The 22,733-nt window shown below is 70.5% G+C and carries 12 protein-coding genes; 3 read left to right on the forward strand and 9 right to left on the reverse strand.

Annotation, left to right across the window (positions count from 1 at the left end):
- Positions 1-145: 145 nt before the first annotated feature.
- The gene (locus tag BM041_RS02840; protein WP_092955169.1) at positions 146-1,033 is read right to left on the reverse strand and encodes an SDR family oxidoreductase; all 888 of its coding nucleotides are present in this window, start codon (positions 1,031-1,033) and stop codon (positions 146-148) included.
- 148 nt (positions 1,034-1,181) lie between these two features.
- Between BM041_RS02840 and BM041_RS02845 the strand changes: the two genes are divergently transcribed.
- Positions 1,182-1,580, forward strand: a complete 399-nt coding sequence (locus tag BM041_RS02845) for a winged helix-turn-helix transcriptional regulator (RefSeq protein ID WP_092955172.1) — start codon at positions 1,182-1,184, stop codon at positions 1,578-1,580.
- Between the two features lie 81 nt (positions 1,581-1,661).
- On the opposite strand, the gene BM041_RS30385 is transcribed toward BM041_RS02845, so the two are convergent.
- The 8 genes from BM041_RS30385 to BM041_RS02880 form a co-directional block, all read right to left on the reverse strand.
- Positions 1,662-1,838 (reverse strand): hypothetical protein, encoded by a 177-nt coding sequence (locus BM041_RS30385; RefSeq protein ID WP_175533683.1) that lies wholly within the window; start codon positions 1,836-1,838, stop codon positions 1,662-1,664.
- A gap of 361 nt (positions 1,839-2,199) precedes the next feature.
- Positions 2,200-3,174, reverse strand: coding sequence for a Bug family tripartite tricarboxylate transporter substrate binding protein (locus BM041_RS02850; RefSeq protein WP_092955175.1), 975 nt, complete (start codon positions 3,172-3,174; stop codon positions 2,200-2,202).
- Between the two features lie 67 nt (positions 3,175-3,241).
- On the reverse strand, positions 3,242-4,369 hold the full coding sequence (locus BM041_RS02855) for an FAD-dependent monooxygenase (RefSeq protein ID WP_092955178.1): 1,128 nt from the start codon (positions 4,367-4,369) through the stop codon (positions 3,242-3,244).
- On the reverse strand, positions 4,362-5,201 hold the full coding sequence (locus tag BM041_RS02860; protein ID WP_092955181.1) for a DODA-type extradiol aromatic ring-opening family dioxygenase: 840 nt from the start codon (positions 5,199-5,201) through the stop codon (positions 4,362-4,364). The genes BM041_RS02855 and BM041_RS02860 overlap by 8 nt, the downstream gene beginning before the upstream one ends.
- On the reverse strand, positions 5,189-5,500 hold the full coding sequence (locus BM041_RS02865) for a subunit of meta cleavage enzyme (protein ID WP_092955184.1): 312 nt from the start codon (positions 5,498-5,500) through the stop codon (positions 5,189-5,191). The genes BM041_RS02860 and BM041_RS02865 overlap by 13 nt, the downstream gene beginning before the upstream one ends.
- Positions 5,497-6,648 (reverse strand): alpha/beta hydrolase family protein, encoded by a 1,152-nt coding sequence (locus BM041_RS02870; RefSeq protein WP_092955187.1) that lies wholly within the window; start codon positions 6,646-6,648, stop codon positions 5,497-5,499. Before BM041_RS02870 ends, BM041_RS02865 begins: the two co-directional genes overlap by 4 nt.
- A 203-nt stretch (positions 6,649-6,851) precedes the next feature.
- Positions 6,852-7,610: a TetR/AcrR family transcriptional regulator gene (locus tag BM041_RS02875; RefSeq protein ID WP_245761902.1), complete on the reverse strand. Its 759-nt coding sequence runs from the start codon at positions 7,608-7,610 to the stop codon at positions 6,852-6,854.
- 84 nt (positions 7,611-7,694) lie between these two features.
- Positions 7,695-8,438 carry a maleate cis-trans isomerase family protein gene (locus BM041_RS02880; RefSeq protein WP_139225938.1) on the reverse strand — a complete coding sequence of 248 codons (744 nt, stop codon included), beginning with the start codon at positions 8,436-8,438 and terminating at the stop codon, positions 7,695-7,697.
- Between the two features lie 323 nt (positions 8,439-8,761).
- Here BM041_RS02880 and BM041_RS31735 point away from each other — a divergent pair, with 323 nt between their 5' ends.
- Complete coding sequence (locus BM041_RS31735; RefSeq protein WP_092955193.1) at positions 8,762-21,619, forward strand: hypothetical protein; 12,858 nt, start codon at positions 8,762-8,764, stop codon at positions 21,617-21,619.
- Between the two features lie 402 nt (positions 21,620-22,021).
- Positions 22,022-22,714, forward strand: a complete 693-nt coding sequence (locus BM041_RS02895; RefSeq protein WP_175533684.1) for a GntR family transcriptional regulator — start codon at positions 22,022-22,024, stop codon at positions 22,712-22,714.
- The last annotated feature ends 19 nt before the right edge of the window (positions 22,715-22,733 follow it).

Consider the following 22,733-nt stretch of genomic DNA (forward strand, 5'->3'; position numbering starts at 1 on the left):
GCGCGTCAGCGAACTTGCCGATGCAACCAGCATCGGCGGCGTCCGCTTCCTGGCAGCGCCGAAAAATCACCTGCGGACCCCTCAGCCGCCGGCATTCTCAAGCGGCCTCTGCGGGCGGCGCGGCTGGCGCGCCGCCCTGCCGGCGCTACGCCGCGACGGGGAAGGCCGCCTTCTGGTCCTGGAGAAAGGCTTCCAGCGGGCGCGGCGGCGTGCCGGTCAGGCGCGCCACCACATCCGTCACCGCCGGCAGCCCGCCTTCCCGCGTGTTGCGGTCCATCGAGACCAGCATTGCCACCAGGAAGGGCGGCAGGCCCAGGCTGCCAAGCTGCGCGGCCAGCGCCGCATCATCCAGCGCCACCAGCTGGATGGGCTTCCCGAAGACCTGGGCGATCAGGGCCGCCACCTCCGCGGTGGTCCAGGCGCGCGGGCCGGTGACGTCCAGCGTCTCGTTCGCCGCCGTGTCGGCCGCCAGTGCCGCGGCGGCGGCGCGGGCGGCATCGACCCGCGCGACATAGGGGATCCGGCCCTCCCCGGCCGAGGTCAGCCAGGCGCCGGAGGCCAGGATGCCGCCGAGCGAGCCCAACAGGTTCTCCTGGTACCAGCTGACGCGCAGGATCGTGTGGGCCAGGCCACTGCCCCGGATCGCCTGTTCCGTCGCATGGTGGTCGGGCGCGAAGACCACCGCGGAACCCGGCTCCGGCTTCGGCATGGAGGTGTAGACGAGGCGCTTCACGCCCGCCTTCACCGCGGCCTCCACCGCCGCCAGGTGCTGCGCGGCGCGGCGGCCGGGCTGGTCGATCGCGTCGGTGGAGACGATCAGCGCGCGGTCGATGCCGCGGAATCCCTCGGCGAGGGAGGCGGCATCCTCGAAGTCGATCCGCCGCGTCGCGATGCCGCGCGCGGCCAGGTCGGCCAGCTTCGCGGGATCACGGCTTGCGGCCACGATCGGGCCTTCATGCAGGGTGGCGAGATGGTCGACGGCGAGGCGGCCAAGCTGGCCGGCGGCGCCGGTGACGAGGAGGGTTTCGGGCATGGTCCAGGGTCCTTGATGGATGCTCTTCCGATACCTGGTTCCCTTTTGTGAGTAGGTATGGAAAGTAGCCTTCTGGAAATGGCCGAGGGACGCGGCCGGCACAAGAAGGTACCGATCCCGCCCATAGGCACCGAAAGGATACCGCCCGATGAAGGATGCGCCGGCGCGCCGGACCCTGGCCGAGATCAGGGCCAGCGGCATGACGATCGAGGATTGCCCGATCCGTGACGTGATCGCCGGGCTGTCGGGCAAGTGGTCGGTGCTGATCCTGCTGGCGCTGGAGGAGGCGCCGCATCGCTTCGGCGCCCTGCGCCGGGCGGTTCCCGACGTCTCCCAGCGGATGCTGACGATCACGCTGAGGGACCTGCAGCGCGACGGGCTGCTGACGCGGACGGTGCACCCGACCGTGCCGCCCAGCGTCGAATATGCGCTGACCGAGCTCGGGCAGTCGCTGGTCCAGGCCGTGCTGCCGCTGATCGGCTGGGCGGATCGCCACCATGGCGCGATCCGGGGCGCGCGACGCAGCTTCGACGCTGCCGGCTTATAACGGGGGCCCCGATGACCACCTGCGGCCCGCGGAGCGGCCGCCGGCATGGGGTTGGCCTGGGGGCGCGATGCGCCCCTGGCGTCAGCGGTCGCCGTGCTTGCGGCTGGCCTGCGTGGCCTTGTTCACGCCGCCCTGCTTCAGGGCGCCGCTGTTCTTCGACCCGGCGCGGGCATCCTTCGGATTGGCCTGGCCGGAGGCCGGGTTGTTGCCGCCCTGGGGGGCACGACCGGCGGCGGGGAGGGGGGGAAGCTTGGCCATGATGGGCGATGTCCTTTCAGGACGGGATCGCCGGCCTGCCTCGCGGAGGGACGGACAATCGGGAGGCGGTCTGGGTGGCGACAGGGCGGCACGTCGATGGACCGCGCGGCCGGGGCTTGGGGATCGGACCAGGCGGTCCGGATGCAGGAGGCGCCCCTGCCCGTGCCGCCGGAGCCGGCACGGCGCGATGCCGGATCAGCGCCGGCGGCGCAACTTGGCGCATCCGGGGCCGCGGCGATAGGTTTTTGTGGGGGAAGGCCGGGCAGGGCGACGCTTCCGCCGCGCGGAGCGCGCGGCGAACCCGGCGCGCGGAGCGCGCGACGAAGCCTGCGCGCGGAGCGCGCGACGAAGCCGGCCCGCATCAGCCGCCGTCGAGGGTGATGCCGTTGTCGCGGATGACGCGCGCCCAGATCGGCGATTCCTCGGCGATGAAGGTCTGGAACTCCTCCGGCGTGCCGCCTTCCGGCACCAGGCCGAGTTCCTGCAACCGGCCGCGGAATTCCTCCGTCTCCACGATGCCGCGCGTCAGGCGCGACAGCGTGGCGATGACCTCGGGCGCCGTGCCGCGCGGCGCGAAAAGGCCCTGCCAGGATTCGCCCGCGAAGCCGGCGATTGTGTCCGCCACGGTCGGCACATTCGGCATCACCTGCAGCCGCCGCGGGCCGGAGACGGCCAGCGCGCGCACCGCCCCGGCTTCCACCTGCGGGATCGCGGTGGTCGAGGGCTCGAAGGCCGCGTCGATGCGGCCCGCCATGATGTCGTTGAGCGGTCCCTGGCGGAAGGTGACATGGGTGGCGGTGACGCCCGCCTCGTTCAGGAAGCGCGCCATGACGATGTGTGCGCTGGTGCCGATGCCGGAACTGCCGACGTTCAGCCCGCCCGCCCGCGCACGGGCCAGTTCGATCAGGTCGCGCGCGCAGCGGACCGGCGCCGTGGCGGGGACGATCAGCACGAAGGGGACGGACAGCACGCGGGTGATCGGCGCCAGATCCTCCACCCGGTAGGGCATCCGGCTGAACAGGAACGGGTTGATCGAGACGGTGGAGTTGATGGTGTAGAGCAGCGTGTAGCCATCCGGCCGCGCCTGCGCGACGGCCTGCGCGCCGATCATCGTGGTGGCGCCGGGACGGTTGTCGATCACCACCGGCTGCCCGGCTGCGCGCGACAGGCGCTCCCCCAGCAGCCGCGCGATCACGTCGGGTGAACTGCCGGGCGCGAAGGGCACGATGATGCGGATGGGCCTGGTCGGCCAGGCCGCCTGGGCGCGCGCGCGCGCGATACCGGCCAGCGGCGCGAGCAGGGCTGCGCCGGCCAGCGCGCGTCGGGGGATGGACATGGGACGTTCCTTCCTTGTCGTTGCCTCACGTCGTCGCGTCCGCGATTCCGCCGGGGCGGACCGGGCGCTAATAGGCCTGGTTCAGCTGCCGCAGCGTCTCCTGCACCACGGCGGTCTGCGCGGCGGGCGGCGCGCCCTCGCGCTCCAGCCGACTGATCTCGAGCGAACCGTCCACCACCAGGCGGCAGCGGGGATGGCGGCGTTCGACGAAGCGCGGCAGCGCGGCGGGCACGTCATGGCCGGCCGCCGCCAGCTCCTCGGCCAGCACCAGGCCGTCCTCGATCCCCATCCCGGCGCCGGAGGCGAGTTGCGGTGTCGTCGCATGCGCGGCATCGCCGATCAGCACGACGCGCCCGCGTGTCCAGTCGCTGCCGAGGAAGACGGTCTCCAGCGGGCGGCAGATGATGTCGGCGCCAGCGTCGAGCCCGTCGCGGATCTCCCCCAGCACCCCGCCATAGCCGCGCAGCAGGTCGCGCAGCACGGCGTGCTGCCCTTCCTCCGGTCGCCGCAGCGGTGTCGGCTGCGGCTCCAGCAGGAACATGTACATGCGATCCGGTGCGACCGGATTGAGGCCGACCTTGACCGGCCCGCCGAGGAAATAGGTGCGGCGATCCACGGTGGGGTGGCGCGCGAGCATCAGGCGCCAGCAGAGCTGTCCGGCGTAGCGTGGTGCCGGCGCATCGGGGAACAGCGCCTGGCGCGTGGCGGAGTAGATGCCGTCGGCACCGACGACCAGATCATAGCGGCCGGTCGTGTCGTCGTCGAAGCGCACCGTCGCGCCGTCCTCATCCTGCGCGACGACGGCGCCGCTGCGGCCGAGCATGACCCGCGGCGACAGCGCCAGCAGCCGGCGCGAGAGGATGCCATGCAGCACGGGGCGCAGGATGCCGCCCGCGCTCGGGATGCCGTCCAGCGCGTCGTCGCGCGTCTCGATCGCCATCAGGCCGGCGCCGTCGGCCCGGCGCACATCGATCCCGTCCGCCGCATAGCCCTCACGCAGCACCGCATCGAGGATGCCGAGGGCGCGCATGGCCCGCAGCGTCGGGCCGGTGATGGTGATGCCGGCGCCATAGACACGCCAGCCGGGATCGCGCTCGCACAGATCGGTCGTCCAGCCGATGCCGCGCAGCGCGATCGCCGCACTCATCCCGGCGATGCCGCCGCCGATGACGAGTGCGCGGCCGCGATCAGCCATGGGCGTCGCCGTGCCGCGTGAAGCGACCGATGCCGATGCCCGTGTACCAGTCGTTGACGGCGCGATAGTAGGTGCGGCGGAAGGGCAGGTCCCCGGCCGCGCCCATCGCGGCCATCCACATGCGGATCTCCTCCGCGCCATTGCCGGCGGTGTGGACGTTGGCGGTGGCGTAGTCGATCGTCCGCTCATGGTCGCCCGCCTCCATGAGCGCCAGCAGCGTCTCATCGAAGTCGCGATTGACCATGCCCATGCGCGGGGTCGCGATGTCGTGGCTGATGCCGCCGGTGGCGAGGATCGCGATGCGCTCCACGCCCTGGTAGCGGCGCAGCGCCTGGCCGAGGAAACGGCCGAAGCGATGGCAGCGGCGCATCGTCGGCATCGGCGGCTGCACACAGTTGAACAGGATGGGCACGATCGGCAGGTCGGGATCGAGCCCGGCGAGTTCGAGCGGCGTGAGCGAGCCGTGGTCGAGCACCATCTCCATGGAGAAGGCGGGATCGAATTCCGCCTCCAGCGCTTCCTGCAGCAGGAAGGCGCCGAGTGCCTGGTCGCCGGCGAAGGTGCGGCGCTTCGCCTTCAGCCAATGCTCGATCGGGCTTTCGTAGCTGTCGGCGACGCCGATGCACAGCGCGGGGAAGTTGTTCAGGAAGAAGTTGTGCAGGTGGTCGTTGGACAGCACGATGAGCACGTCCGGCCGCCCGGCCTCGAAGTCGCGGCCCATCGCCTCATAGGCGCCGAAGATCTCGGCGCGCAGGGCGGGCGGGATGCGGTCGGGGAAGTTCAGCATCACCGGCGTGTGGCTGGCGGTGTAGATCCCGGTCACTTCAGCCACTTGTCGTCTCCTTCCTTCATCAGGCTGCGCAGCGCGGCAAGGGAGACGTCCTCGGGGATGCGGACGCCGATGCAATGCGCGCGGAGGAGGTAGGGGTTGACGCCCGCCTCGTAGAGGCCGGCGACGTCGTTGCCGCCGATCATGGCGGCGAGCCGTGGCGGCAGCGCATAGCGCGCGAGGTAGGCGTCCTTGTCGGCGTTGTAGGCGGCCAGGTCCTCGGCGTTGTGGTGCAGGCGGTACAGCACCTTGTCGAGGAGATAGGCTTCCGTCGTCGGCATCATGTGGCGCCAGTTGCTCATGCGCCCGCGGCCCCCGGCTGCAGGCGCTGCGCCACCCAGGCGACGATGGTCGGCACGGTGTGGGGGCCGAAGCCCATATGGCCGCCGGGGAAGAGCCGCACCGTCTTCGGGCTGCCATGGTCCAGCAGCAGGTGGATGTCGGCGGGCGGGCACTGCTTGTCGTCCTTGCCGTTCACCAGCAGCAGCGGCGCGCAGGGGCGATCGAGCAGCCCCTGGTCGAGCAGCGAGAGGCGGCGGAAGCCCTCGGCATATTCCTCGTCGTTGGTGGCGCCGAGCATGCGGCAGCGCGTCTCGACCAGCTCCATCAGGTAGCTGTCGGGATGGCGGGACTTCTCGATCCAGTCGCGCTGGAACATGTAGTGGATGCCGCCGCCCCAGTTCACCGCGCCGCGCAGCCGATCCGGGATCTGGTGCGCGAGCTTGGTCGCCCAGTGGCCGCCGAAGGATCGCCCGATCAGCACGATGCGGCTGCCATCCAGCCCCGCCTGCGCGGCGACCCAGTCGAGCACGGGCAGGAACTGCTTCTCTCCGTCCGCGCCTGCCTTCAGCGGCGACTGGCCGGTGCCGACATTGTCGAGCGCGATGGTCGCGATGCCGGCGCGGAGCAGCGTGTCCGACAGCTCCGTCATCTCCTCCTTCCACGCATCGACGCCGCCCCACATCACCACCACCGGCGGTCGCGCGATGCCCGTCGGGCGGCGCAGGTAGAAGGCGATCTTCTCCCCGATCGCGTCCGGCGCGGCGAAGGGGATGGAGATGGGCACCAGCGGCGGGTCGCAGAGCGCGCCGAAGCGTCGATAGGCCGTCAGCTCCTTCTCGTAGCTCGCCTCCTTCGCCGGGTGGTTCGGGCAGGGAAAGCGGCCGAGGAAGTAGAAGCCGTAGGCGTGGTAGTAGAGGTCCCGCGCCGCATCGGCCCGGCCTTCCCGCGCGGCTGCCTCGGCCTCCGCGAAGAAGCGGTCGCCGGTGGCGACCCAGGCGACGGCCCAGCGTTCGCCGTCCAGCCCCTGCAGGGCCTCGATCGTGTCGCGCGTGGCGGCTGGATCGGTGAGGCCGAGCGGATGGACGCGCTTGGCCAGGCGGTCGCGCATCCAGGCCTTCGCGTCGTCGAGCGACCGCGGGCCGGCCAGTTCGCCGGGGGCGGCGTTCATCGCCCCGCGCCCCGGGGCGGGGCGCCGGCCAGGCCGCGCGCCGCCATCGGATCCCTGTCAGCGCCTGCGATCATGCCGTCCCCCCTCCTGTATTCATCGGTCGTCCGGCCCGGCCCCATGCCGCCCCGGCGCCAAAATTGAACATGCTCAAATTATGAAGCTGCGAAATCGCTGTCAACGCGGAAAGCGGCCGGCCAGGCCGGTCAGGGTGTGCGGGACAGCGCCTCCGGCCGCGGCGCCAGGCCGTTCAGCACGATCAGCAATTGGCGCCCGAGGCCCGAGAGCCCGGTCTCCAGGTCAGGCTGTTCGCTGACCAGCCAGCGGCGCAGCTCGACCTGGTAGATCGCGAAGATCACGCGGGTGATGTCGTCCGGCGCCGCCTCGGCATGGATCAGCCGTGCCGCCACCGCACGCTCCACGAGGTCCTGGATCAGCCGGCCTAGGCCGGCGCGCGTCGCCAGGAAGCGCGCGGATTGCTTGCCTTCCTGGTAGAAATACATCTCGCGCAGCGCCTGGCGGGACAGCACCGGCAGGCGGCCGAAATACTCGAAGTGGATGCGCATCACCGCCATCAGGCGGGCATGGAGCGTCTCCTCCACCTGCACCGCGGCGATGGAGCGGCGGATGCAGTCCTCGAGGTCATCGTTGACCAGGAGGAACAGCAGGTCGCGCTTCGTTTCCGCGTAGACGAAGACCGTGCCGAGCCCGACGCCGGCATGCGCCGCGATCTCCCGCGTCGTGGTGTCGTCGAAGCCCTTGGAGACGAAGAGTTCGAGCGCCGCGGCGCGGATGCGCGAGAGCTTGTCGCGCTTGTTGCGCTCACGCCGTCCATTCGACACTGCCCCCGAAGCGCCATCGTTCATCAGCAGGGCCCATTCTCCATCGGCCCTGATCCAGGGCGGGTTGCGACGCCAGCGCCCCGGCTTGAAGGGCCGCGTGGCGGGTGGCGGCATCAGGGTCATGCAGCGGCGCCGCCGGGGCAAGCAAGGCGCCGATGATCCGCCATGCCATGGCATGGATCCGGTCACGCCACGCGGAGACGCGCGCTACAGGGTGAACAGCCGACCATGCTGCGGCATGGGGTCGGTGATGCCTTCCCGGCGCAGCGCCCGCCAGTAGAGGACGGGGTTTGCGGCCAGCACAGGCGTGCCCAACTCCGCCTCCATCTCTCGCGCCAGGGCCCGGAAGGACGCGTTGGTGCCGACCTGGATGATGGCCTCGACCTCCGGCCCCGCCAGGTCCCGCACCGCCTGCATGGTGCGTTCGCGTGGCACGCGCGCGATGGCGGCGGGGCCTGGCGCCTTCAGGCTGACCAGGCGCACCACCTCATGCCCCGCATCCTCGAACAGGGCCCGTGCGGCGGCATCGCCGACCGGCATGAAGGGCGTGAGCAGCGACAGCCTGATCTTCCGGCCGAACATCACATCCAGCGCGGCGAGGATGGCGCTGGTATAGTCGGTGACCCGACAGCCGATGCGGGCGGCGCAATCGGCCACGAGCCTCTGCCCCGCCGCCCCGCCCCCCACGAAATTCTCCGCCATCACGCCCAGCACGACATGGCCTGGGGTGGCCGGCAGCAGCGTGTCCAGCGCGGCGTTCAGCCCCTCCACCATGGAGGCGCGCACCGCGAGCGTATCGGCGTCGCTGGTCACCGCACGATCGGGGTTCGGGATGCGCGCATGGGCGTTGATGACGCCGGGCGGGCGCAGCGCCTCCATCTCGGGCTGGACGGAGATGTTGGTGGCGGGCGCCACCACGCCCATTAGCAGCCGTGGCCGTTCTTCCTGCATGGCGTGAGGCTAGGTCAGTCTCCGGTCCTAGGGAATGATCCGGGTGGACAGCCCGCCGGCAGCCCCGTGGCGCGCTGCCTTGCAATGTCCGCGGGTGGTCCTGTGTGGCGATGGCTTCAGCCACGGGTATCGATAACCATCTGATGCTGCGAAAATTGGAACAATTGTCAGCATTACCAGAAATTTAGTATAACGTAGCTTTATGGTGCGTTTTCGTCCCGTTAGGGTTCCGTTTACAGCAATTTATTGATGCATGGTGGGGCTCGCGCGGCCTCTTCCTGGCCGCGCCGACGCTTTGCCGTGCCCATGGGCGCGGGGTTTCGATGGAAGGCACGGATACGCTCAAGTTCCCGGTATCCCGGGATGGGTTCCTCGGCCCCGACCATCGGACAGTCCAGGTCACCTTCAATGACGAGGAGGAAGGCTGGGACGCGTATTGGGAAGACAGCGCCGAACTGATCGAGGTGCCGCAATCCCTGATCACCCTCATCATCGGCACCGGTGGTATCGCTGGCGCCGGCGTGGTTGCGGCGGCGACCGCGATCGCGATCGCGAATGAAGATGTCCTCCGCTTCTTCTTCGATCCCGGTGAGATCCTGGGCGAGATTCCGATCATCGGTGGCCTGCTCGGCTCGCTGCCGCTGACCTTCCCGGTGCTGCTCGAGGCCGGGAGCGCCGATTCCGTCAGGGGAACCACGGGCAGGGACTGGCTCCTCGGCGGTTCGTCCAACGATACGCTCTACGGCCTGGGCGGCGACGACAAGCTGGAGGGCGGCGAGCGCGAGGACATCATCTATGGCGGTGCCGGCGATGACCTGATCACCGGCGGCGGCGACAGCGAGGAAGCGGACGAGACCCATACCGACGGCTCCTCCCAATGGGCGGAGAAGATCCAGGGCAGGGCCGACATTACCTGGGATGGCGATACGCTCTACGGCGAGGCCGGCGCCGACGTGGTGCGCGGCGATTACGGCAGTGACTACCTCTCCGGCGGCACGGGGTGGGACGCCCTGATGGGCGGGATGGGGAATGACACGCTGTTCGGTGACGAGGGCAACGATCTCCTCGTCGATGGCGGCGACGTCCGGGACCGCGACTTCGAGTGGATCAGCCTGGACGACCTCGCCTCCCCGTCCAATGTCGCCGACCCCGTGGGCTTCATCCAGGGCAAGCTGCGTGATTTCGGCGTCTTCCTGATCATGGAGTTCGCCGTCTCCTCGCCGGAGAATGACGTGCTGTATGGCGGCGATGGGCGGGACACGATCCTGGCCGGCCAGGGCACCAACCAGCTTTATGGCGGCTACGGCGACGACAGCATCCAAGGCGGCAGCGGCCGCGACACCATCAATGGCGACAAGCTGGTACGCTGGAGCGGCAGCTACAACGGCCAGGCCATGGTGGACACCTATGGTGACGGCTGGGGCGCCGATACCATCGATGGCGGCTATGGCCAGGACGTGCTGGAAGGCGGCGATGGCGACGACGTCATCACCGACCCCGGCAGCAACGGCCACACCTTCGGCACCTCCCTCGCCAACCTGTTCGGCGGCGGCAAGAAGGTGGCCGAGACAGACTTCCTGTACGGCGGGAACGGCAACGACACGGTCGGCAGCGGCAAGCGCTTCGACCCCTCGCGGCTGGAAGGCGAGGCCGGCGACGACGAGCTGCGCAGCGGCAATGGCGCGGATACGATGGTCGGCGGCGCGGGCAATGATTCCTACTACGGGATCGATTCCGGCGACCAGATCATCGAACTTGCCGATGGCGGGTCGGACTGGATCTACGTCTTCGGCAGCTTCACCCTGTCCCTGAACATCGAGCGGGTGACGACCTCCACCGAACTCGATCCCGACCTCTTCGCCGGCTACGCCCTGCGCACGACGTCCATCACTGTCACCGGCAACTTCCAGGACAACTGGTTCAAGGCAGGCTGGTCCGGGGACGTCTTCATCGGCGGTGCCGGCAACGACACCTATATCGGCACGGAGAACATCGTCGAGGAAGCCGGCGGCGGCTTCGACATGGTGATCGTCCGCGAGGGCGGCCGGCTGCGCGACAATATCGAGGCGATGGAACTGGCCAGCGGCAACGCCGATGGCAACAACCAGGACAACCTGCTGCGCGTCACCTCCGTGCAGTATGACGGACTGATCCAGGGCTTCGGCGGCAATGACACGATCGCCGTCGAGAATTCGGTCCATAGCGCGGTGCGCGGCGATGGCCGCGGCAACATGTCCGGCCAGCTCGGTGCCCAAACCCGCTTCGACGATCGCAATGCCACGCTGGATGGCGGCGAGGGCAATGACAGCATCATCGCCAATGACCAGGACACGACGCTGATCGGCGGTGTCGGGGACGACACGCTGGCCGGGGGCCGGGGGCGGGACTGGCTGTCGGGTGGCGCCGGTAACGACCTCTACCGCTTCAGCGGTGGCGACACGATCACCGGCGAAACCGCCGGCGCGGATACGATCGAATCCGTCGATGATGTGTCGATGGGCCGCGGCATCGAGGTTCTGCGACTGACCGGCACGACCAGCGCGGGGGGCGTCGGCAGCGCTGACGCCAATCTGATGATCGGCAATGCCGGGGCCAATCGCCTGCTGGGCCAGAGCGGCGACGATACGCTGGATGGCGGCCAGGGCAGCGATACGCTGGAGGGCAGCTCGGGCAACGACCTGCTGGCCGATAGTGCGGAGGCGATGCCCACGCTTACCAGCAGCTTCGATCGCGGCCTTTCCGCTTCGGTCTGGGAACGCGATTCCGACAGCATCCGGGTCTCCGACCGCCTGATCGAGACGGTGCTGGTGGACACCGCGCAGAACGGCACCAGGGCGCTGTATGCCCTCAGCGCCGATCAGCGCTACCTGGTCTTCACCTCCACCCCCGGCCTGATCGACGAAGGGCGTGGCAACACGCCCGTGCTGTTCCGGATGGACCTGCTGACGCGCGACATCCTGAAGGTGCCGGGATCGGATCTCGGCAGCGTCAGCGATCCGAGCGTCTCGGTCGATGGCAATTTGGTCGCCTTCACCTTCACGGAGGGCGGGGTCCAGAAGATCGGCCTGTCCTGGTTCCAGGCCCTGCCCAACCAGACCTGGCCGCGCCAGAACGGCCAGTACTTCGAGGTGGCGAGCAACTGGTACGCCTCCGCGGCCAACAGGGCCGGGGAGGCCGCGGACGGCGACAGCCGAAATGCCGTGCTCTCCGCCGATGGCGGCTGGCTGGCCTTCGAGACGCTGGCCAGCAACCTGTCCCGCACGCCGCAGGGCGAACTGCTTGACCTCGTGCCGAACGATACCAACGGTACCTGGGACATCTACCTGCGCAGCACCGCGCCGATCGGCGCGGTGGACTACTACGATGGTTCCGCCGGCTACTCCGTTGCCTATGGCAACATGACCCGCGTCTCCATCGGCGTGGGCGGTGCCCAGTCGAATGGCGCCAGCGTCAGCGCCGACCTGTCCACCGATGGCCGCTTCGTCGCCTTCCTCAGCGATGCCAGCAACCTTGTCGTCAACGACACCAACGGGCTGCGCGATGCCTTCGTGCGGGATGTGGAACTCGGCGTCACGCACCTGATCACGGCGGGCGCCAACGCCGCGACGACGCGCGTCGCCCTGTCCGATGATGGCCAGACCGTCGCCTTCATCACGCGCGCGACGAACATCGCCGCCGTGCTCCGCCCCGGGGAGGCACGCCCCGGCTGGCTTGATGCCGCGCTCTCCGACGGCCAGCCGCATATCTACGTCCACAACCGCGCCACTGGCGAGACGGTGGTCCTCACCGACCGCGACGGCACCGTCGTCACCGCGCGTGAGGACATCGCCCTCAGTCTCTGGAATGCCGATGGCCGCCTCTGGCTTTCCTACGGGACGGCGAACAGCGCCTCCGGCGGCATCGAGCAGATGCGCACGGTCGATGAGTATTTCGGCCGCGTCAGCAATGACCTGCTGGAGGGTGACACCGGCGACGACACGCTCTCGGGCGGCGTCGGCGCCGATACGCTGGATGGTGGCACAGGGGCGGACAGCCTCAGCGGTGGCGCGGGGCGCGACACTTACATCCTGACCGATGCCCTGGACCGCTTCGCCGCCGATACCGGAGAGGGCAATGTGCTGCGCACGGCCCTCGACTACGACGCGGCCGACTACCCGGTCTTCTTCGACACGGTCCGCCTGCTGAACGCCGAGGGGGTCGATTTCGCCCGCGGCGGAGAACGGAACGAGACGCTGGAGGGCAATGTCAGGGCCGACACGCTGATGGGCGCGGGGGGCGATGACAGCCTGCTCGGCGGCGGTGGCACGGACTCCCTGGAAGGTGGCGCCGGCGCGGATACGCTGGATGGAGGCTCCGGCGCGGACACCATGTCGGGCGGGCCCGGGCAGGATGTCTTCTTCATCGGCAATGCCGGCGACCGCATCATCGATATCGGCGGCGGCATGCGGATCATCGCCAACACCTCCGTGACGGTGGACAATCTCCTCCCCGGCACGGCGGCGCCCGTGGCGGTCACGCTGATCGGCAGCAGCCAGGCCAATGTCAGCCTGGCCGGGATGGAAGCGCAGGGCGCCGCGACCCTGATCGGCAATGAGGCCGCGAACCGCCTGACCGGCGGCAGCGGCCACGATTCCATCGAGGGCGGCGCCGGCGCGGATACGCTGGTCGGTGGCGCCGGCAATGACAGCCTGTTCGGCGGGGCGGATGACGACCTCGTCGCCTATGAGACGGCCTGGCTGCAGGCGACTGTCAGCTTCTTCGGCTTCGGCGGCGGTGCCGTCGCCCTGGCGGGTGGTGAGCGGGACGTCTTCGGCTCGGATGTCGAGCGTGTCAGCTTCAACGGGCTGGTCGGCACGCTGGAGCAGGCGGTGCGCGCCTCCGCCAGCGCCATGGCGGTCACGGCGAATGGCGTGACGGCCACGGCGACGGCGGCGAATTCCTTCGCCACGACGTCGCTGCGCATCAGCCAGACCGCGACCGCGGGCCAGGTGGTGGCGACCATCGCCGTCACCGACATCAACGCGCCCTTCGGCGACACGCAATCCCTGTTCTGGGTGGGGTCGGAGGCGGAGCGGCTCGGCCTCGACCGGCTGTTCCAGATCACGAACAACCAGATCGTGGTCAGGGCGGGGGCCGATCTTTCGCAACTGCCGGCGAGTTTCTCCGCCAACATCGCCGCGCGGGGGCTGGACGAGTTGCAGCGCGGCTTCAGCTTCCGCTTCACCATCGCCATCGATCCGGTGGATCGCAGCGGGACGGATGGCGCGGACAGCCTGGCCGGCGCGGGCGCCGACGACACGCTGCGCGGCCTGGGCGGGGACGATAGCCTCGCGGGCGGCGCGGGGAACGACAGCATCCAGGCCGGGGGTGGCGCGGACAGCGTCTCGGCCGGTCTCGGCGCCGATGCGGTGGCGGGCGGCGAGGGCGCTGATACGCTGCTTGGCGGCGCGGATGCGGATGTCCTGTCCGGCGAGGCCGGCGCCGATATCCTGCGCGGCGAGGATGGCGCCGACACGGTCTCGGGCGGGGACGGTGCCGACCTTCTCCAGGGCGATGCCGGGGCGGACAGCCTGCGCGGCGATGCCGATGCCGATACGCTGCTGGGCGGGGCGGATGCCGATACGCTGGATGGCGGCGTCGGCGCGGACAGCCTGGTGGGTGGCACGGGCGACGATTTCTACCGGCTCGACAACGTGGGCGATGTGGTGGTGGAAGCCGCGAATGGCGGCGCCGACACCATCGAGGCGGCCTTCGTGCCGAGCTTCGCCAATATCGAATACCTGCGCCTGACCGGCGTGCTGGCGCTCTCCGCCACCGGCAGCGCGGGCGGCGAGACGATCGAGGGCAATGGCGCGAACAACGCGCTGTCGGGCCTGGGCGGCGACGATGCGCTGATCGGCAATGCCGGCGACGATACGCTGACCGGCGGCGCGGGGCGCGACACGCTGGCGGGCGGCGCGGATGAGGGGGACCTCGCGGTCTTCTCCGCCGCCTGGTCGCAAATCGCCCTGGTGGCGGCCGATGGCGGCTACTGGCTGCGCGATGGCACGGATGCCGCGGGGGCGTCGGTGGCGGGGCTCAGCGGGCTTTGGCACGACCGGCTGACGGGAATCGAGTTCGTCAACTTCGCCGGCCGCCAGGGACGCATCGCCGATGCCGTCGCCGCCGCGGCGGAGGGCATGACGCTCACCGATCCCTCCCCGGGTGACGATGGCGGCATCACGCTGATGGTCAGCGCGGGCGCGGGCACGGTGCTCGGCCGCCTGGCCACGACGGACCGCAACGCCGCCCTTGGCGATGTCCAGTCCTTCGCCTTCGCCGATGCCGCGGGCGGGCTGAGCGCCGCCGCCGCGGCCGCGGCCTTCGAGATCGTCGGCCAGGAGATCCGGCTGCGCGATCCCGCCGCGCTGGCGGGGCGCGTCGCCGGTGATGTCCTGACGCTGGCGGTCACCGCCACGGGCCTTGATGGCCTCAGCCTCACCCGCAGCTTCGCGGTCACGCTGACGACCCTGGATGTCGCGGTCAGCGGCACGGAGGGCGCGGATACGCTGAATGGCGGGGTCGGCAATGACGGGATCGCGGGTCTCGGCGGGGCGGATCTGCTCGGTGGTGCCGGGGGCGCGGATACGCTCCTCGGCGGCCTGGGCGCGGATACGCTGTCGGGCGGCGACGAGGCCGACCTGCTGCGTGGCGAGGCCGGTGACGATGTGCTGACCGGCGGCGCCGGCGCGGACACGCTGGATGGCGGCCTCGGCACCGATCGCGCCACCTACACCGGGGCCTGGACGCCGACGCGCGTCACGGCATCCGGCGCCGGCTTCGCCGTGGATGGTGACCGGCTGCTGGGCGTGGAACAGGTGAGCTTCGGCACCACGACGGGGCTGCTGGCCGATGCGGTGGCGGCGGCGCCGACCGGCATCGTCCTCGGCACGGGGGCCAGCGGCCCCGGCGTCATCGGCACGCTGTCCGCATCGGCCTCGGGCGGCACCTCGCTGGGTGCCATCACGGTCATGGACCCGAATCGTGCCTTCGGGGAGACCTACACCTACGCCATCACCGGCCAGGTCGGCACGCGCAACGCCGCTTCCGTCTTCGAGGTGGTGAACGGCCAACTCCGGGTCATTGATACCTTCCTGCAGGAAGGCATCCTGTCCGGCGCCATCCGCCCCGGCGTCGGCTTCACGCTGCGCGTGACCGGCCAGGATGGCCTCAGCTTCGAACAGCGCATCGACATCGATGTCGTCGGCCTGGCCCAGAGCCTCCGCGGTGGCGATGGGGCAGAGACGCTGACCGGCGGCGTCGGCAATGACAGCATCCATGGCGGTGGCGGCAACGACGTCATCTTCGGTGGCGGCGGGGCGGACAGCCTGGTGGGCGGCGCCGGCGACGACTACCTCGATGGCAATGCGGGCGCCGATACCATCGCCTTCGATGAGATCACCGACGAACTGAGATACGACCTGTTCGACCTGGTGGTGACGAGTGTCAGCGGCATCGACCTTGATGCCCGCATCCGGCAATTCGCGCCGGACAGTGCCGCGATGCAGATGTTCGGCCCGCAGATCCAGCTGCTGGGCAGCGACTTCATGGTCATTCGCGGCACCTCCGTGCGTGCCGACCGGATTGCCGGCAATGCCGGCGACAACCTGTTCTACCTGCATAACGACCACACCCTGTATGGCGGCGCGGATACCGTCGCGGGTGGCGGGGGCAACGACACCTATTGGCTGGATGGCGACGAGCAGGTGACGGAGCTGGCAGGCGGCGGCTTCGACGTCGTCTTCAGCAATGGCAGCCGCGGCGCCTTCGTCCTGTCCGACAACCTTGAGACCCTGACGCTCATCGGCGAGCTTGATGCCGATGGCGGCGGCAATGCCGGCGACAACACGATCGAGGGCAATGCGGGCGCCAACAGCCTGGCCGGGAATGGCGGCGATGACCGCATCTCCGGCATGGCGGGCGATGACCGTCTCTCCGGCGGCCAGGGCGATGACGACCTCGGCGGAGGCGAGGGGCTGGACACCGCGGTCTTCGGCGCGGCCTGGGCCGATGTCGTCGTGGCGCAGTTGCAGGACGGCGTCTATGCCGTCACCGGGCCGGAAGGCGCCGACACCGTCACCGATGTCGAACGCCTGGCCTTCGCGGGTAGCGAGGGCGATATCGCCGACGCCATCGCCAGCGCGGCCAGCGCCATCGCGCTGACCCCGGCCGACCTGCCCTTCGATGCAGCGGCCGGCACGGAACTCGGCCTCGTCACCGTCACCGATCGCAACGCGGCGTTCGGCGACGTCAACACCATCGGCTTCCGCGACGCGGCAGGCGGTTTGACGGCGGCGGAGGCGGCGGCGCTATTCGTGCTGGTGGCGCAGGATGGCGGCACGCGCATCGAGGTCCGCGGCGATACGGTGCTGGAAGCCTATGCCGGACGCACGCTCACCATCCGCCTGGCGGCCACGGGCCTCGATGGCCTGACGACGGAAGCCGATTTCGCCGTCGTCATCGGACCCGGCGGCGTGGAGCTGGAGGGCACGGAGGGGGCGGATACGCTCATCGCCGGCACCGGCCGCGATACGCTGCTGGGCTTCGAGGGCGACGATACGCTGCTGGGCGGCACGCGCGCCGATACGCTGGATGGCGGCAGCGGCGCCGACAGCATGGTGGGTGGTGCGGGCAACGACACCTTTGCGGTGGACGATGCCGGGGACCGCATCCTGGAGGTCTTCGGCGAAGGCACCGACCGCGTCATCACGACGGTCGAGGATTATGTGCTGGCCGACCGGGTGGAGGAGCTGGAACTCGCGCCGGGCGTGCTGCGCGCGACCGCGCATGACAGCTTCAGCCTGATGCTGGGCAATGACGGCGACAACCGCCTCGACAGCGGTGGCGGCAACGGCACGCTGGCGGGTGGCGCCGGCGACGATGTCTATGTCCACATCCTGACGCGGTCCCGCCCGCTTGCCAGCAGCTTCCCGACCATCGTGGAGACGGCGGGCGGCGGCATCGACGAGCTCCGCGTCCGGGTCGCCGACTGGAATGCGGCTTTGCCCGATTTCGTCGAGAACATGACGCTGCTCTCCGACAGCGCCACCCACCTCTCCGGCACGGGCAATACGCTCGACAACCGCATGGTGGCGGGGGGCGGCAATGACTACCTCGGTGGCCTCGGCGGCGCGGATACGCTGGATGGCGGGGCGGGGCGCGACTGGCTCGATGGCGGGGAGGGCGATGACCTGCTGATGGGCGGGCTCGGCGCCGATACGCTGCGTGGCGGCGCCGGCAACGATACCTACGAAGGCGTCGAGGAGGGCGATTCCCTCCTCGACCTCGGCGGCGCCGACGCGCTGCGGGGCACGTCCAGCATCACGCTGCGGGACGAGGCGATCGAGAACCTGCTGCTGACCGGCACCGCCGATGCCGATGGCACCGGCCATGGCGGGAACAATCTGCTGTCCGGCAATGCGGGCGCCAACCGCCTCTCCGGCCAGGGCGGCGCCGATACGCTGCTGGGCGATGCGGGGGCTGATACGCTGGTCGGCGGCGGGGGCGATGACAGCCTCGTTGGCGGTTCCGGCCAGGATGTCGCCGTCTATGACGCGGCCTGGTCGGATCTGCGCGTGGAGGCGGTGACCGGCGGCTGGCGCGTGACCGATCTGCGCGGCGGTGCTCCGCTTGGCATCGACACGCTGGTGGGCGTTGAGGCCATCCAGATCAACGGCGTCGTCACCACGATCAGCGACGCCGTCGCCCAGGCCGCCAGCCTCGTGCTGCTGATACCGACGGATACCACACAGCCCGTCGGCTTCACGCAGATCGTGGCGCCGGGCCTGGCGACGGGCGCCGTCCTCGGCCGCATCGGCGCCGTCGATGCGAATGTGCCCTTCGGCGACACCCAGACCCTGACGCTGGCCGATGTGGCAGGCGACGCGGTGGATGCCACCACGCTGTTCCACATCGCGGATGGCAGGCTGGTGGTGACGGACGGCGCCGCGCTGGCAGGCATGGCCGGGCAGACGCTGCGCGTCGAGATCCGGGCCACCGGCCTCGATGGCCTGACGGGGAGCAGCACGCTCGAATTCGTGGTGGGGGAGGGTGGCCGCACCCTGGAAGGGACGTCGGGCGCCGATACGCTGACTGGTGGCGGCGGCAACGACCTCCTTTCCGGCCTGGGGGGCGACGACCTGATCGATGGCGGCACCGGTGCCGACACGATGCAGGGCGGCGCGGGCAACGATGCCTACAGCGTCGGCGCCGGCGATGTGGTCCGGGAGGCCGCCGGTGGCGGTGCGGATACCGTCATCGCCACCATCGACCATGTCCTGGCCGATGAGGTCGAGGACCTGATCCTGGGCGCATTGTCGGGCCTGTCCGGCACCGGCAACGCGCTGGCCAACCGCATCACCGGCTTGGGCGACTCCAACCGCCTCTCTGGCGAGGGGGGGGCGGACACGCTGCTCGGCGATGGCGGGGCGGATACCTTGCTTGGCGGCGCGGGCGATGATGCGCTGCTCGGCGGTCTCGGCGATGACAGCCTGTCCGGCGGGGAAGGCAGCGGCGATACCGCCGTGACCGATCTCGGCTGGCTGCAATTGTCGATCCGCCTCGGCAGCGGCGGCACCGTGGTGATGGAGGGCGAGGGCGCGGATACCCTGTCCGGCGTCGAATTCCTGACGGCGGGCGGCGTCACCGGCCGGCTGGCCGATGCGGTGGGCCAGGCGGCGAGCGCGATCGCCGTCACGGACCCGACCCCCGGTTCCGGCAGCGCCATCACGCTCTACGGCCTGGCCGCCGGCGGGGCCCTGGTGGCGGAACTCTCGGCCACGGATGCCAATGCGGCCTTCGGGGATTTGCAGAGCTTCAGCTTCGGCGACGCGGCCGGCGGGCTGACGGCGGCGCAGGCGGAAGCCTTCTTCGTCATCGATGGCAATGCGATCCGCGTGCGGGGCGGCGCCACCCTGCCGCTCTCGACCGACTTGGTCGTGGCCCTGGTCGCGACGGGCCTCGATGGCCTGTCCACCACGCGCGTCGTCACCATCGCGGTGGATGGCGGCAATGTCGCCACCCCCGTGGCGGTGGAGGATTTCGGCGGCGGGACGGAGGACGAGGCGATCGTCGTCGATGTCATCGCCAATGACACCGATGCGGATGAGGTTGATGTCCTGACCATCGCGACGGGCGCCGCGGCGCCGCGCATCACCGGCATCCGCTTCGGCGCCGACACGACGGTCATCGATGCGGCGACCGGCGCCATCGAGGTGAACGGCATCGCCACCACCGGCGCCGCGCTGATCGCGGCGTTGCAGGCGCGCCTTTCGGTCGAGGGCGGCACCAGCATCCGGTTCGAACGCAGCCCGCTGCTGGAGGCGCTGCTGAACGACGAGTTGCCGCTGATCGGCGAGACGGCGCAGGGCCCCGGCGTCGCCTATATCGAGGTGGCCTACAGCGTGATCGATGCCGTGGGCCATGTCTCCACGGCACGCGGGAAGGTGGAGATCGCGGTCTTCGGGCGCAATGAGGAGATCTTCGGCACGTCGGGCCAGGAGACCCTGCGTGGCCTGGCCGGCAATTCGGCGGACCTCATCGTCACCGGCGGCGGCGCCGACATGCTGCGGGGCGGTGGCGGCGACGATGTGCTGTCGGTGATGACGGCACTCGGCACCGATGCCGGCACGGCCGGCGCCGTGCTGCTGGGCGGCGCGGGCAACGACCAGCTCAATGGCGGGCGTGGTGCCGACCTGCTGCGCGGCGGCGACGGCAATGACGAGTTGCGCAGCGACTGGCGCCGCGGCCGGGATGGGGATGGCAATGACACGCTGCTGGGCGAGGGTGGCGACGATATCCTGATCGGTGGCGCCGGCGCGGACCGCTTCCAGGGCGGCGCGGGCAACGACCTGATCCGCGACGAATCGGGTGCCAATGACGGCGCGGCCGATGTCGCGGTCTACAGCGCCGGCTGGGCGAACTACCGGGTTGCCTGGAATGCCGGCGGTGGCTTCTACACCGTCACGGATCTTCGTGCCGCCGGCACGCCGGGCCATGACGGCGTGGACACTGTTCAGGGCGCGATCGAGCGGCTGCAGTTCAGCGGTGGCAGCGGCGTCATCACTGATGCGGTAGGGGTCGCGGCCAGCAAGGTCACGCTCACCCTCTCCGGCGGGCGGGTCGGCGTGATGGCGGGCGATGGCGCGGGTACCGCCATCGCCACGCTGTCGGCGATCGATGCGAACAGTGCCTTCGGCGATGTGCAGCGCTTCACCTTCGGCGATGCCGCGGGGGGCCTGGATGCCGCCGAGGCGGCGGCCCTGTTCCGGATCGACGGGCGGGTGGTCTCGGTGGCCGCCGATGGGGCCTTCGCCGCGCTCGGCACGACGGAAGTGGTGGTGCGCATCGTCTCCACCGGCCTCGACGGGCTGAGTGCGAGCACCGACGTGACCATCCGCGTCTTCGGTGCGGGGGTGGATCGCGTGCGCCTGGGCACGGATGGGAATGACTCGATCGCCGCGCGTGCGGGCACCGAGCGTGACCTGATCCTCGGTGGCGCGGGCGATGACACGCTGCGGGGTGGCGAAGGGGCCGATACGCTCGATGGCGGTGCGGGCAACGACCTGTATCGCCCGGCCGGGACGGATGATGTGATCCGCGAAGTGGCCGGCGGCGGCGCCGATACGGTGCGGAGCGAGACTGACTGGACGCTCGGCGACCATCTGGAGCACCTGCTGCTCACCGGCAGCGCCGGGCTGCGGGGCACGGGCAACACGCTCGACAACCGCATCACGGGAACGAGCTACGCCGATACGCTCTCGGGCGAGGGCGGCGCCGATACGCTGGTCGGTGGCCGGGGGGCGGACAGCCTCTCGGGCGGCGCCGATGCCGACATCTTCCTGTGGAACCTCTGGCGGGAAGGGGGGGACAGCGTGGCCGACTTCACCGCCGGGGTGGACCGCATCGTGGTCAAGGCGGCGGGCTTTGGGGGCGGGCTGGTGGAAGGCGCGCTCTCCGCCGCGCAGTTCCGCAGCGGCGCGACGGTGTCCGACAGCCCCGGCGGCCTTGGCCAGTTCGTCTATGAGGACGCAGCGGGCCGGCTGTGGTGGGATGCGGATGGGGCCGGTGGCCGCGCCGTGCTGATCGCGACATTCACCGGCATGCCGGCGCTGTCGGCCATGGATATCCAGGTGATCGCGTAGCGCGACGTGCCCGTCGCGCGGCGAGCGTGACGGGCACGGCGATGAGGAAGCAGGAAGCCCGGCCGCAGCGGAGCCGGGACGCCTTCACGGCGAGGAAGGCCCGGTGCGACGCGGTGTTCGCGGGCCGGGCCCGGCCTGCCCGCCGCCTGGCGGGTCGGCCGCGACCGGGACCGCCGTGCCGGTGTCCGGCTGCAGGGACCTCCGCGTCATCCACCGCGCCGATGGCGTCCGGGCCCTGCCGATCCACGGCGCAGAGCCGGATCCCGCCGCCATGGCCGGCGGCAGCAAGACAGGGATGCCGATCTTTTGATCTGCTTGCGCCAGCGTGCCGTATTGCATACATGTAAGGTAAGAATGCATGGGGCGGGGCATCGTCGGTCCCCTCCCCGGTCGGGAGGCAGGATGGCAACCGCCTGGGAGCAGGCCTATCTGACGCTGCGCCGGCGGCTGGCCGACGGGACCTACCCGCCGGGGTCGCACCTGCGGGAGGAAGACCTGGCGGCGCAGCTCGGCGTGAGCCGCACCCCGGTGCGCGAGGCCTTGCGGCGTCTCGACGCCGAGGGATGGCTCCGCGTCGTGCCCAACCAGGGCGCCTTCGCCGCCGAATGGTCGCAGCGCGACATCGAGGAGATCTTCGACCTCCGCGCCCTGCTGGAGACGCATGCCGCCGAACGCGCCGCGACGGCGCCGGACCGTCGCGCCCTGGTCGCGCTGGAAGCGGCCTGCGACGCGGCGGAGGCTGCGCTGGAAGCGGGGCAGGCCCCCGTGCCGGCCGGCGGCGACCTTCCCGCGCTGGAGGCGATCTCGGACGCCAATGTCCGGTTCCACCAGACGCTCTGGGAGATGAGCGGCCAGGCCCGCTGCCGCGCCATCCTGGCGAGCCTGGCCGTCACGCCGATGGTCCTGCAGAACTTCCGGAATTTCGACAAGGCGGGCCTGCGCCGCAGCCTCGACCAGCACCGGGAGATGGTCGCGGCGATCGCCGCCGGCGACGCCGCCTGGGCAGGTGCCGTGATGCGCGCGCATGTGCAGGCCGGGCGCGCCGTCTTCCTCGCCGCGATGGCGCGGCGTGGCGCCGGCAGGCAGGCCGCATGAGTGCTATTTTGCATACTCA

The sequence above is a fragment of the Falsiroseomonas stagni DSM 19981 genome (assembly GCF_900114315.1).
In the GTDB taxonomy this organism is placed as follows: Bacteria; Pseudomonadota; Alphaproteobacteria; order Acetobacterales; family Acetobacteraceae; genus Falsiroseomonas; species Falsiroseomonas stagni.

Coding starts and splice junctions, on each gene's coding strand:
- BM041_RS02855 (WP_092955178.1), bottom strand. CDS start 4,369: ATGGCTGATCGCGGCCGCGCACTCGTCATCGGCGGCGGCATCGCCGGG.
- BM041_RS02870 (WP_092955187.1), bottom strand. CDS start 6,648: ATGAACGCCGCCCCCGGCGAACTGGCCGGCCCGCGGTCGCTCGACGAC.
- BM041_RS02895 (WP_175533684.1), top strand. CDS start 22,022: ATGGCAACCGCCTGGGAGCAGGCCTATCTGACGCTGCGCCGGCGGCTG.
- BM041_RS02875 (WP_245761902.1), bottom strand. CDS start 7,610: ATGACCCTGATGCCGCCACCCGCCACGCGGCCCTTCAAGCCGGGGCGC.
- BM041_RS02850 (WP_092955175.1), bottom strand. CDS start 3,174: ATGTCCATCCCCCGACGCGCGCTGGCCGGCGCAGCCCTGCTCGCGCCG.
- BM041_RS30385 (WP_175533683.1), bottom strand. CDS start 1,838: ATGGCCAAGCTTCCCCCCCTCCCCGCCGCCGGTCGTGCCCCCCAGGGC.
- BM041_RS31735 (WP_092955193.1), top strand. CDS start 8,762: ATGGAAGGCACGGATACGCTCAAGTTCCCGGTATCCCGGGATGGGTTC.
- BM041_RS02880 (WP_139225938.1), bottom strand. CDS start 8,438: ATGCAGGAAGAACGGCCACGGCTGCTAATGGGCGTGGTGGCGCCCGCC.
- BM041_RS02840 (WP_092955169.1), bottom strand. CDS start 1,033: ATGCCCGAAACCCTCCTCGTCACCGGCGCCGCCGGCCAGCTTGGCCGC.
- BM041_RS02845 (WP_092955172.1), top strand. CDS start 1,182: ATGAAGGATGCGCCGGCGCGCCGGACCCTGGCCGAGATCAGGGCCAGC.
- BM041_RS02865 (WP_092955184.1), bottom strand. CDS start 5,500: ATGAGCAACTGGCGCCACATGATGCCGACGACGGAAGCCTATCTCCTC.